The organism is Pluralibacter gergoviae ATCC 33028 = NBRC 105706 (genome assembly GCF_001598855.1).
GTDB classification, from domain to species: domain Bacteria; phylum Pseudomonadota; class Gammaproteobacteria; order Enterobacterales; family Enterobacteriaceae; genus Pluralibacter; species Pluralibacter gergoviae.
Genome location: NZ_BCZS01000019.1, coordinates 74,603 through 87,432 on the forward strand (window position 1 = coordinate 74,603; position 12,830 = coordinate 87,432).

The 12,830-nt window shown below is 61.3% G+C and carries 7 protein-coding genes; 5 read left to right on the plus strand and 2 right to left on the minus strand.

Annotated features, from left to right (window positions below):
* Nucleotides 1-171: 171 nt before the first annotated feature.
* From glgB to glgP, 5 genes are read left to right on the plus strand one after another with little or no spacing between them, the layout of a single operon-like run.
* Nucleotides 172-2,358: a 1,4-alpha-glucan branching enzyme gene (glgB, locus tag ENGE1_RS17965; protein WP_043080952.1), complete on the plus strand. Its 2,187-nt coding sequence runs from the start codon at nt 172-174 to the stop codon at nt 2,356-2,358.
* Nucleotides 2,355-4,340: a glycogen debranching protein GlgX gene (gene glgX, locus ENGE1_RS17970; RefSeq protein WP_048254922.1), complete on the plus strand. Its 1,986-nt coding sequence runs from the start codon at nt 2,355-2,357 to the stop codon at nt 4,338-4,340. Before glgB ends, glgX begins: the two co-directional genes overlap by 4 nt.
* A gap of 2 nt (nt 4,341-4,342) precedes the next feature.
* Entirely contained in the window at nt 4,343-5,626 is a 1,284-nt protein-coding gene (glgC, locus tag ENGE1_RS17975; RefSeq protein ID WP_043080950.1) for a glucose-1-phosphate adenylyltransferase, read from the plus strand.
* Between the two features lie 11 nt (nt 5,627-5,637).
* Nucleotides 5,638-7,071 (plus strand): glycogen synthase GlgA, encoded by a 1,434-nt coding sequence (gene glgA / locus ENGE1_RS17980; RefSeq protein WP_045289467.1) that lies wholly within the window; start codon nt 5,638-5,640, stop codon nt 7,069-7,071.
* 16 nt (nt 7,072-7,087) lie between these two features.
* The gene (gene glgP / locus ENGE1_RS17985) at nt 7,088-9,535 is read left to right on the plus strand and encodes a glycogen phosphorylase (RefSeq protein ID WP_048254924.1); all 2,448 of its coding nucleotides are present in this window, start codon (nt 7,088-7,090) and stop codon (nt 9,533-9,535) included.
* A gap of 33 nt (nt 9,536-9,568) precedes the next feature.
* Here the strand turns inward: glgP and purD are convergent, their stop codons facing one another.
* Both purD and purH read right to left on the minus strand, forming a co-directional pair.
* Nucleotides 9,569-10,864, minus strand: a complete 1,296-nt coding sequence (gene purD / locus ENGE1_RS17990) for a phosphoribosylamine--glycine ligase (protein ID WP_048254926.1) — start codon at nt 10,862-10,864, stop codon at nt 9,569-9,571.
* Nucleotides 10,865-10,875: 11 nt separating this feature from the next.
* A complete protein-coding gene (gene purH, locus ENGE1_RS17995) occupies nt 10,876-12,465 on the minus strand; it encodes a bifunctional phosphoribosylaminoimidazolecarboxamide formyltransferase/IMP cyclohydrolase (protein ID WP_048254928.1) in 1,590 nt (529 codons plus the stop codon).
* Between the last annotated feature and the right edge of the window lie 365 nt (nt 12,466-12,830).

Sequence of the window (12,830 nt, forward strand, 5' to 3'; positions counted from 1 at the left end):
GTACTCCTGATTTTTTCCGGGGGAAAGAAACAGGTTAGCTATGCTTAAGGAAGAGAGGTTTTCCCGACGCGTGGAATGGTGCACAGGAAGAGCACACCGTGCTGCGCTATTGAGTGATAAAAGCCGTTAGGGACAAATGAAACAGCGGCACCTAAAAACAGGATGAATAGCATGTCAGATCGTGTTGACAGAGACGTTATTAATGCGCTGATTGCGGGCCACTTTGCGGACCCCTTCGCCGTGCTGGGGATGCACCGTACTGACGCCGGGCTTGAGGTTCGCGCGCTGCTGCCTGATGCCACCGAGGTGTGGGTCATCGAACCTAAAACCGGGCGTAAGGTGGGCAAGCTGGAGTGCCTGGATTCGCGCGGCTTCTTCAGCGGCGTGATGCCGCGGCGTAAAAATCCCTTCCGCTACCAGCTGGCCGTCGTCTGGCACGGCCAGCAGAACCTGATCGACGATCCCTACCGCTTCGGCCCGGTGCTGCAGGAGATGGACGCCTGGCTGCTCTCGGAGGGGACGCACCTTCGCCCCTACGAGCGCCTGGGCGCGCATGCCGATACGGTGGACGGCGTCACCGGAACGCGTTTCTGCGTCTGGGCGCCGAATGCCCGCCGGGTGTCGGTCGTCGGGCAGTTTAACTACTGGGACGGCCGCCGCCATCCGATGCGCCTGCGGGCGGACGCCGGTATCTGGGAGCTGTTTGTGCCGGGCGCCCACAACGGGCAGCTGTATAAATTCGAGCTGATCGATGCCCACGGCCAGCTGCGCATCAAGTCCGATCCCTACGCCTTCGAGGCCCAGATGCGTCCGGAGACCGCGTCGATGATCTGCGGCCTGCCGCCGAAAATCGCGCAGCCCGAATCGCGCAAAGCGGCCAACCGCTTTGATGCGCCCATCGCCATCTACGAAGTGCACCTCGGCTCCTGGCGCCGCCATACCGACAACAATTTCTGGCTAAGCTATCGCGAGCTTGCCGATCAGCTGGTGCCCTACGCGAAGTGGATGGGCTTTACCCATCTGGAGCTGCTGCCGATCAACGAGCATCCCTTCGACGGCAGCTGGGGCTATCAGCCTACCGGCCTGTATGCGCCGACCCGCCGCTTCGGCACCCGCGACGATTTCCGCTACTTTATCGACGCCGCCCACGCCGCCGGGCTCAGCGTGATCCTCGACTGGGTGCCCGGCCACTTCCCGTCGGATGATTTCGGCCTCGCGAAGTTTGACGGCACTGAGCTGTACGAGCACAGCGATCCGCGCGAGGGCTACCATCAGGACTGGAATACTCTGATTTACAACTACGGCCGCCGCGAGGTGCAGAACTACCTGGTAGGCAACGCCCTGTACTGGATCGAGCGCTTCGGCATCGACGCCCTGCGGGTGGACGCCGTGGCGTCGATGATCTTCCGCGACTATAGCCGCAAGGCCGGGGAGTGGATCCCCAATCAGCACGGCGGGCGCGAAAACCTCGAAGCCATTGAGTTTCTGCGCAATACCAACCGCATTCTCGGCGAGCAGGTGCCGGGCGCGGTCAGCATGGCGGAAGAGTCCACCGATTTTGCCGGCGTCACCCGTCCGCAGGAGACGGGCGGCCTGGGCTTCTGGTACAAGTGGAATCTGGGCTGGATGCACGACACCCTCGACTACATGAAGCTCGATCCGATTTATCGTCAGTACCATCACGATAAGCTGACCTTCGGGATGCTTTACAACTACACCGAGAACTTCGTCCTGCCGCTCTCCCATGATGAAGTCGTTCACGGCAAAAAATCGATTCTCGACCGCATGCCGGGCGATGCCTGGCAGAAGTTCGCCAACCTGCGCGCCTACTACGGCTGGCTGTACGCTTTCCCCGGCAAGAAGCTGCTGTTTATGGGCAACGAGTTTGCCCAGGGCCGCGAGTGGAACCACGACGTCAGCCTGGACTGGCACCTGCTGGAGGGCGGCGACAACTGGCACCACGGCGTGCAGCGCCTGGTGCGCGACCTTAACCTGACCTATCGCCACCACAAGGCGATGCACGAGCTGGATTACGATCCCTACGGCTTTGAGTGGCTGGTGGTGGACGACCACGCGCGGTCGGTCTTTGTGTTCGTGCGCCGCGACAGCGAAGGCAATGAAATCATCGTCGCCAGCAACTTTACCCCGGTGCCGCGCCACGATTACCGCTTCGGCGTCAATCAGCCGGGTCGCTGGCGCGAAATCGTCAACACCGACTCGATGCACTACCACGGCAGCAACGCCGGCAACGGCGGCGGCGTGCACAGCGATGCGATTGCCAGCCACGGCCGCCCCGACTCGCTGTCGATCACGCTGCCGCCGCTTTCCACTATCTGGCTGGTTCGGGAGGGGGAATGAGTCATCTGCAGGTGGGTAGCCCGGCGCCGCTCGGCGCCACGCCGGATGCGAAAGGCGTCAACTTTACGCTCTACTCGGTGCACGCCGAGCGTGTCGAACTGTGCACCTTTGATGAGCAGGGCAACGAGCATCGGGAGGATCTTCCCGCGCGCACCGGCGACGTCTGGCACGGCTACCTGCCCGGCGCCAGGCCGGGGCTACGCTACGGCTTTCGCGTTCACGGTCCCTGGGCGCCGCAGCAGGGGCACCGCTTCAATCCGGCCAAGCTGCTGCTGGATCCGTGCGCCTACCGCGTCGACGGCGACCCCGAGGATTCGCCGCTGCTGCACGGCGGTCTGGACGCGCCCGACGGGCGCGACAGCGCCCCTGTCGCGCCGCGCTCGGTGGTGGTCGATCTGCGCTACGACTGGCAGGACGATGCCCCGCCGCGCACGCCCTGGGGCAAGACGGTTATCTACGAAGCGCACGTGAAAGGGCTGACGGTGCTGCATCCCGGCATTCCGCAGGCGGAGGCGGGCACCTATAAGGGGCTGGCCCATCCGCTGACCATTTCCTACCTGAAAAAGCTCGGCATCACCGCGCTGGAGCTGCTGCCGGTGGCCCACTTCGCCAGCGAGCCGCGCCTGCTGCGCCTGGGGTTGACCAACTACTGGGGCTACAACCCGCTGGCGCTGTTCGCCGTCGATCCGCGCTACGCCAGCGCGCCGGAAAAAGCGCTCAACGAGTTTCGCGATGCGGTGAAGGCGCTGCACAAGGCGGGCATTGAGGTCATTCTCGATATCGTGCTCAATCACAGCGCGGAAGTGGACCTCGAGGGGCCGACCTTCTCCCTGCGCGGAATTGATAACCGCAGCTATTATTGGTTGATGGAAGACGGGGATTACCACAACTGGACCGGCTGCGGAAACACCCTCAACCTCAGCACGCCGGGCGTGGTGGAGTATGCCCTGCAGTGCCTGCGCTTCTGGGTGCAGGAGTGCCACGTGGACGGTTTCCGCTTCGACCTGGCGACGGTCATGGGGCGCACGCCGCACTACCGCCAGGATGCGCCGCTGTTTGAGGCGATTAAAAACGATCCGCTGCTTTCGGCGGTGAAGCTTATCGCCGAGCCGTGGGACATCGGCGAGGGAGGCTATCAGGTGGGCAATTTCCCGCCGCCGTTCGCCGAGTGGAACGATCACTTTCGCGACGCCACGCGCCGCTTCTGGCTGCAGCGAAATCTCTCTCTGGGCGAGTTTGCCAGCCGGTTTGCCGCCTCCAGCGACGTGTTTGCCGGCAGCGGTCGCCCGCCCTCGGCCTCGGTAAACCTGGTCACGGCACACGACGGATTTACCCTGCGCGACTGCGTCTGCTTCAATCAGAAGCACAACGAGGCGAACGGGGAGGAAAACCGCGACGGTACTAACAACAACCATAGCTGTAACCATGGTATAGAGGGACTGGAGGGATCGCTCGACGTTATCGAGCGCCGCCGCGCCAGCGTTCACGCGCTGCTGGTCTCGCTGCTGCTGTCGCAGGGGACGCCGATGCTGCTGGCGGGCGATGAACACGGCCACAGCCAGCACGGTAACAACAATGCCTACTGCCAGGACAACGCGCTGACCTGGCTGGACTGGGAGAAGGCCAATGCGGGTCTGGCGGCATTCACCGCCGCGCTGCTGCATCTGCGCCAGCAGATCCCCGCGCTGACCGAAGACCGCTGGTGGCAGGAGGGAGACGGGCGCGTCCGCTGGCTCAACAAAGATGCGCAGCCGCTCGCCGCCGAAGAGTGGCAGCACGGCATTCCGCGTATGCAGATCCTGCTCTCCGATCGCTGGCTTATTACGCTCAATGCATCACAAGAAGTCACAACTGTAACCCTACCGCCAGGGGAGTGGCACGCCATTCCCCCTTTCGCCGGAGAGGATAATCCGGTCATCCTGACAAACTGGCACGGGCCCGCGCACGGGGTGTGCGTATTCAAAAAGGTCATAAGGAGTTAATCATGGTTAGGCTTGAAAAGAACGATCCTCTGATGCTGGCCCGCCAGCTGCCGATCAAATCCGTGGCGCTGATCCTCGCCGGCGGCCGCGGCACCCGCCTGAAAGATTTGACCATTACCCGTGCGAAACCCGCCGTGCACTTCGGCGGTAAGTTCCGCATCATTGATTTTGCGCTGTCCAACTGTATTAACTCAGGCATTCGCCGCATCGGCGTGATTACTCAGTACCAGTCCCACACGCTGGTGCAGCACATCCAGCGCGGCTGGTCCTTCTTCAGCGAAGAGATGAATGAGTTTGTCGACCTGTTGCCCGCCCAGCAGCGCGTCGGCGGCGAGAGCTGGTATCGCGGCACGGCCGATGCGGTGACCCAGAACCTGGATATTATCCGCCGCTACCGGGCGGAATATATCGTGATCCTCGCGGGTGACCACATATACAAGCAGGACTACTCGCGGATGCTTATCGATCACGTCGAAAAAGGGGCGCGCTGCACCGTGGCCTGTATGCCGGTGCCCGTTGCTGAGGCAACCGCCTTCGGCGTGATGGCGGTCGATGCCGATGAAAAGATTATCGAGTTTGTCGAAAAGCCGGCCAATCCGCCGACCATGCCCGGCGACGATACGAAGTCGCTTGCCAGCATGGGGATCTATATTTTTGACGCCGAATATCTTTATGGTCTGCTGCAGGATGATGACGCCAACGCGCTCTCCAGCCACGACTTCGGTAAAGATATTATTCCGCGCATCGTCGAAGCTGGCATGGCCTATGCACATCCTTTCCCGCTCTCCTGCGTGCAGTCCGATCCGCAGTCCGAGCCCTACTGGCGCGATGTCGGTACGCTGGAGGCGTACTGGAAGGCCAACCTCGATCTGGCCTCGGTGACGCCGGAGCTGGATATGTACGATCAGAACTGGCCTATCCGCACCCACATGGAGTCGCTGCCGCCGGCGAAGTTTGTGCAGGACCGGTCGGGCAGTCACGGTATGACCCTGAATTCGCTGGTTTCCGGCGGCTGCATTATCTCCGGATCCGTCGTTGTACAATCCGTGCTCTTTCCGCGCGTGCGGGTGAATTCGTTTTGTAACATCGATTCGGCGGTGTTATTACCGGATGTATGGGTCGGGCGATCTTGTCGCCTGCGCCGCTGCGTTATCGACCGCGCCTGCGTTATTCCTGAAGGCATGGTCATCGGGGAGAATGCGGAAGAGGACGCTCGCCGTTTCTACCGCTCTGAGGAAGGTATTGTGCTGGTGACGCGCGACATGCTGCGCAAGCTGCAGGGCTGACAGGAGCAAGAATGCAGGTCTTACACGTATGTTCAGAGATGTTCCCGCTGCTTAAAACCGGCGGTCTGGCGGATGTGATTGGCGCACTGCCGGCGGCGCAAATTGCCGACGGCACCGATACGCGCGTGCTGCTGCCGGGATTCCCCGATATCCGGCGCGGCATTCCCGATGCGCAGGTGGTGACGCGTCGCGATACTTTTGCCGGGCGGATCACGCTGCTTTTCGGCCGCTTCAACGGCGTGGGGGTCTATATCATTGATGCTCCGCATCTTTATGATCGCCCCGGCAGCCCTTATCACGATACCAATCAGTATGCCTATACTGATAACGTGCTGCGCTTTGCGCTGCTCGGCTGGACCGGCTGCGAAATGGCCTGCGGGCTGGACCCGTTCTGGCGCCCGGAGATCGTTCACGCCCACGACTGGCACGCCGGGCTGGCGCCTGCCTACCTGGCGGCGCGCGGGCGTCCGGCAAAATCGGTATTTACGGTACATAATCTGGCCTACCAGGGGATGTTTTACGCCCACCATATGCAGGAGATTGACCTGCCGTGGTCGTTCTACAACATGCACGGACTGGAGTTTAACGGCCAGATATCGTTCCTTAAGGCGGGCCTCTACTACGCCGATCATATTACGGCGGTGAGCCCCACCTACGCCCGGGAGATCACCGAGCCGCAGTTTGCCTACGGCATGGAAGGACTGCTGCGCCAGCGTCAGCTGGAAGGTCGCCTGTCGGGCATTCTCAACGGCGTGGATGACAAGATCTGGAGCCCCGAGCACGACCTGCTGCTGGCGGCGCGCTATGACCGCGATACGCTGGAAGAGAAAGCCGAGAACAAGCGTCAGCTGCAGGTGGCGATGGGGCTTAAGGTGAATGATAAGGTGCCGCTGTTTGCGGTGGTCAGCCGCCTGACCAGCCAGAAAGGGCTGGATCTGGTGCTGGAGGCGCTGCCGGGCCTGCTGGAGCAGGGCGGCCAGCTGGCGCTGCTTGGCGCCGGCGATCCGGTGCTGCAGGAGGGTTTCCTCGCTGCCGCCGCCGAGCATCCGGGGCAGGTTGGAGTACAGATCGGCTATCACGAGGCGTTCTCCCACCGCATCATGGGCGGGGCGGACGTGATTCTGGTGCCGAGCCGCTTTGAACCCTGCGGCTTAACGCAGCTTTACGGGTTGAAGTACGGCACCCTGCCGCTGGTGCGGCGCACCGGCGGGCTGGCGGATACGGTGTCGGACAGCTCGCTGGAGAACCTGGCGGACGGCATCGCCAGCGGTTTCGTGTTTGAAGACAGTAATGCCTGGTCGCTGCTGAGGGCGATCCGGCGTGCTTTCGTGTTGTGGTCGCGCCCGTCGCTCTGGCGCTACGTTCAGCGCCAGGCGATGAGCATGGATTTTAGCTGGCAAGTTGCGGCGCACTCTTACCGCGAACTTTATCAACGCTTGATGTAATCACAGGGCCCTTTCTATGAATGCACCGTTTACCTATTCATCGCCGACGCTGAGCGTTGAGGCACTTAAACACTCCATTGCCTACAAGCTGATGTTCACGCTCGGCCGCGATCCGGCTATCGCCAACAAGCACGAGTGGCTCAACGCCACGCTGTTTGCGGTACGCGACCGGCTGGTGGAGCGCTGGCTGCGCTCCAACCGCGCCCAGCTGTCGCAGGAGGTCCGCCAGGTCTACTACCTGTCGATGGAATTTCTGATTGGCCGCACCCTTTCCAATGCGATGTTGTCGCTGGGCATCTATGACGACGTAAAAAGCGCGCTGGAAGGGATGGGGATGGATCTCGAAGAGCTTATCGATGAAGAGAACGATCCGGGGCTGGGCAACGGCGGCCTCGGGCGGCTGGCGGCCTGCTTCCTCGACTCGCTGGCCACCCTCGGCCTGCCGGGGCGCGGCTACGGCATCCGCTATGACTACGGCATGTTTAAGCAGAACATCGTCGACGGCCGCCAGAAAGAGTCGCCGGACTACTGGCTGGAGTACGGCAACCCCTGGGAGTTTGAGCGCCACAATACCCGCTATAAGGTGCGCTTCGGCGGCCGCCTCCAGCAGGAAGGCAAGAACAGCCGCTGGGTGGAGGCCGAAGAGATCATCGCCGAAGCCTACGACCAGATTATCCCCGGCTTTGATACCGACGCTACCAACACGCTGCGGCTGTGGAGCGCGCAGGCGAGCAGCGAGATTAACCTCGGCAAATTTAACCAGGGCGACTACTTCGCCGCCGTAGAGGATAAGAACCACTCGGAGAACGTCTCCCGGGTGCTTTATCCCGATGATTCCACCGCCTCCGGGCGCGAGCTGCGCCTGCGGCAGGAGTATTTCCTCGTCTCCGCGACGGTGCAGGATATTCTGCACCGCCACTACCTGCTGCATAAGACTTACGCCAACCTGGCGGACAAGGTGGCGATCCACCTTAACGATACCCATCCGGTGCTGTCTATCCCCGAGCTGATGCGGGTGCTTATCGATGAACACCGCTTCAGCTGGGATGATGCCTTCGAGGTGACCTGTCAGGTCTTCTCCTACACCAACCACACGCTGATGAGCGAGGCGCTGGAGACATGGCCGGTGGACATGCTCGGCAAGATCCTGCCGCGCCATCTGCAGATCATCTTTGAAATCAACGACTACTTCCTGAAAACTCTGCAGGAGCAGTATCCCGATGATGCCGGGCTGGTCAGCCGCTGTTCCATCATTGACGAATCCAACGGCCGCCGGGTGCGCATGGCCTGGCTGGCGGTGGTAGTGAGCCACAAGGTCAACGGGGTGTCAGAGCTGCACTCGAACCTGATGGTGCAGTCGCTGTTTGCCGACTTCGCCAAAGTCTTCCCGATGCGCTTCCTTAACGTCACCAACGGCGTCACGCCGCGCCGCTGGCTGGCGCTGGCGAACCCGCCGCTCTCTGAGGTGCTGGATGAAAACATCGGCCGCACCTGGCGTACCGACCTGAGCCAGCTGTCAGAACTGGCGCAGCACATCGATTTTCCGGCGGTGAACCAGGCGGTGCAGCGGGCCAAGCTTGAGAATAAAAAGCGGCTGGCAGACTACATTGCCCAGCAGCTCGGGGTGGTGGTCAACCCGAAATCGCTGTTTGACGTGCAGATCAAGCGCATTCACGAGTACAAGCGGCAGCTGATGAACGTCCTGCACGTCATCACCCGCTACAACCGCATTAAAGACGATCCGGATGCCGAGTGGGTGCCGCGCGTCAACATCTTCGCCGGCAAGGCCGCGTCGGCCTACTACATGGCCAAGCACATCATTCACCTGATCAATGACGTGGCGAAGGTGGTAAATAACGATCCGCAGATCGGCGATAAGCTGAAGGTAGTGTTTATTCCCAACTACAGCGTCAGCCTGGCGCAGACCATCATTCCGGCGGCGGATCTCTCGGAGCAGATCTCGCTGGCGGGCACCGAGGCCTCCGGCACCAGCAACATGAAGTTTGCCCTCAACGGCGCCCTGACCATCGGCACCCTTGACGGCGCGAATGTTGAAATGAGCGAGCACGTTGGTCTTGAGAATATCTTCATCTTCGGCAACACGGCGGAAGAGGTTGAGGCGCTGCGTGCGAAGGGCTACAAGCCGCGCGAGTTCTACGAGCAGGACGAGGAGCTGCACCGGACGCTGACCCAGATAGGCAGCGGCCTGTTCAGCCCGGAGGAGCCGGGGCGCTATCGCGATCTGGTGGATTCGCTGATTAACTTCGGCGATCACTATCAGGTGCTGGCGGACTACCGCAGCTACGTGGACTGCCAGGATAAGGTGGACGAACTTTATCTCTGTCCGGAGGACTGGACCCATAAGGCGATGATCAATATTGCCAATATGGGCAACTTCTCCTCCGACCGGACCATTGAGGAGTATGCCAAAAAGATCTGGCATATCGATCCGGTGAGGCTGTAAAACAAACAGGCCGGGCAATCGCCCGGCCTGCTGCTATTTAGCGTCCCGCTCCCGGGCAATGGCGCGATAGCCGATGTCGCTGCGGCTGAAGCTGCCCTCCCAGTGAATATCCTTCATCAGCGCATAGGCGCGCTGCTGGGCCTCGGCCACGGTATCGCCGAGCGCCGTTACGCACAGCACGCGTCCGCCGCTGGTCAGCACGCGCTCGTCGTCCGACAGCGTGGTACCCGCCTGAAACACTTTACCGTCCGCCACTTCTTCCAGCGGCAGGCCGTGGATCTCATCGCCGGTGCGGTAGCTGCCGGGATAGCCGCCGGCGGCCATCACCACGCCAAGCGATGCGCGCGGATCCCAGCGGGAGGTCTGCGTGTCCAGCTTGCCTTCGCAGGCCGCCAGGCACAGCTCCACCAGATCCGATTGCATGCGCAGCATGATCGGCTGGGTTTCCGGATCGCCGAAGCGGCAGTTGAATTCGATAACCTTTGGGTTGCCCTGCTTGTCGATCATCAGGCCCGCATAGAGGAAGCCGGTGTAGGTATTGCCCTCGGCCGCCATGCCGCGCACGGTTGGCCAGATGATGCGGTCCATGGTGCGCTGGTGGACTTCATCCGTCACCACCGGCGCCGGGGAGTAGGCGCCCATGCCGCCGGTATTCAGCCCGCTGTCGCCGTCGCCGACGCGCTTATGATCCTGGCTGGTGGCCATCGGCAGCACGTTTTCGCCGTCAACCATCACGATAAAGCTGGCCTCTTCGCCGTCGAGGAACTCCTCGATGACGATGCGGTGGCCCGCGTCGCCGAAGGCGTTGCCCGCCAGCATATCCTGTACGGCGGCTTCGGCCTCTTCCAGGGTCATCGCCACGATCACGCCTTTGCCGGCGGCCAGCCCGTCGGCCTTAATGACGATCGGCGCGCCTTTCTCACGCAGGTAAGCCAGCGCGGGCTCCACCTCGGTGAAGTTCTGATACTCCGCCGTCGGGATCTTGTGGCGGGCCAGAAAGTCTTTGGTAAACGCTTTCGAGCCTTCCAGCTGGGCGGCGCCTTTGGTGGGGCCGAAAATGGTCAGGCCCGCCTCGCGGAAGGCGTCAACCACGCCGATCACCAGCGGCGCTTCCGGGCCAACGATGGTCAGATCGATCTTTTCACTCTGCGCGAAGTTGAGCAGGGCGGCGATGTCGGTGACGGCGATATTGACGTTCTGCAGCGCCGGCTCCATCGCGGTTCCCGCGTTGCCCGGTGCGACAAAGACGGTTTCAACCAGAGGCGACTGTACCGCTTTCCAGGCCAGGGCGTGCTCGCGGCCGCCGTTGCCGATGACTAACACTTTCATTTTCTGCTCCATTAGTGGCGGAAGTGGCGCATGTCGGTGAAGATCATCGCGATGCCGTGCTCGTCGGCGGCGGCAATCACTTCTTCATCGCGAATCGATCCGCCCGGCTGGATAACGCAGGTGATGCCCACGTCGGCCGCGGCGTCGATGCCGTCGCGGAACGGGAAGAAGGCGTCGGAGGCCATCGCGGAGCCTTTCACTTCCAGGCCCTCATCGCCGGCCTTGATACCGGCAATTTTCGCCGAGTAGACGCGGCTCATCTGGCCGGCGCCGATGCCGATGGTCATTTTATCTTTGGCATAGACGATGGCGTTGGACTTGACGAATTTGGCCACTTTCCAGCAGAACAGCGCGTCGCGCAGCTCCTCTTCCGACGGCTGGCGCTTCGTCACCACCCGCAGGTCAGCTTCCGTCACCATACCGAGATCCCGGTCCTGTACCAGCAGACCGCCGTTAACGCGCTTGACGTCGAGGCCCGGTACGCGCTCCGCCCACTGGCCGCAGATCAGTACGCGGACATTCTGCTTGCTGGCAGTGATTTTCAGCGCCTCTTCAGAGGCGGAAGGGGCAATGATCACTTCAACAAACTGGCGAGAGACGATGGCCTGGGCGGTTTCGGCATCCAGCTCGCGGTTAAAAGCAATGATGCCGCCGAAGGCGGACGTCGGATCGGTTTTGTAGGCGCGGTCATAGGCGTCGAGGATGGTGGTGCTGACCGCCACGCCGCACGGGTTAGCGTGCTTGACGATAACGCAGGCCGGTTCGCTGAATTCCTTCACGCACTCCAGCGCCGCGTCGGTATCGGCAATGTTGTTGTAGGAGAGCGCTTTACCCTGCACCTGCTGCGCGGTAGCGACGGAGGCTTCCTTGACGTCCTCTTCTATATAGAAGGCGGCCTGCTGGTGGCTGTTCTCACCGTAGCGCATATCCTGCTTCTTAATAAAGTTGAGATTGAGCGTGCGCGGGAAGCGGCCGGCGGGCTCTTTTGACTCACCGTGATAGGCGGGAACCAGGCTGCCGAAGTAGTTGGCAATCATGCTATCGTAGGCGGCAGTGTGTTCGAAGGCCTTAATGGCGAGGTCGAAGCGGGTTGCCAGGGTCAGCGAGTTATTGCCGGCGTCCATCTCTTTAATAATGGCCTCGTAGTCGCTGCTCTTCACTACGATGGCGACGTCCTTATGGTTCTTGGCCGCGGAGCGCACCATGGTCGGGCCGCCAATATCGATATTCTCCACCGCGTCCTCAAGCGTGCAGCCTTCGCGGGCGACGGTCTGGGCGAACGGATAGAGGTTAACGACCACCATGTCGATAGGCGCGATGCCGTGCTGCTGCATAATGCCGTCGTCCTGGCCGCGGCGGCCGAGGATCCCGCCGTGTACTTTCGGGTGCAGAGTTTTTACGCGCCCGTCCATCATCTCCGGAAAGCCGGTGTAGTCGGAGACTTCGGTCACCGGCAGACCTTTCTCTGCCAGCAGGCGGGCCGTGCCGCCGGTAGAGAGTAGCTCAACGCCGCGTGCGGAAAGCGCCTGCGCGAATTCGACGATACCGGCCTTATCAGAGACGCTGAGAAGGGCGCGGCGGACTGGACGAGGTTGTTGCATGGTAATAAATCCCCAGGATTTGAACATTACAGAGAGCGTTAGCTGAATTTTTCGCAAAAAACTCAGCTAAAGCCCCTGGCAGGGCATCCTCATTTTGCGGGGGGTATTGTAACGAAAACGTTTGCGCATCGCTCATGAAATTTCACCTTTTCACTGCATTGTGGATAACTCTGTGTGTAAAAGGGTATAAGGCGGGGTTTTGCTGGGGAATGCAGCAGTCAGTCATTTTTCTGCAAATTATCTATTGCGGCCTGCGGAGAACTCCCTATAATGCGCCTCCATCGACACGGCGGATGTGAATCACTTCACACAAACAGCCGGTTCGGTTGAAGAGAAAAGCTCTGAAAAAAGGGTTGACTCTGAAA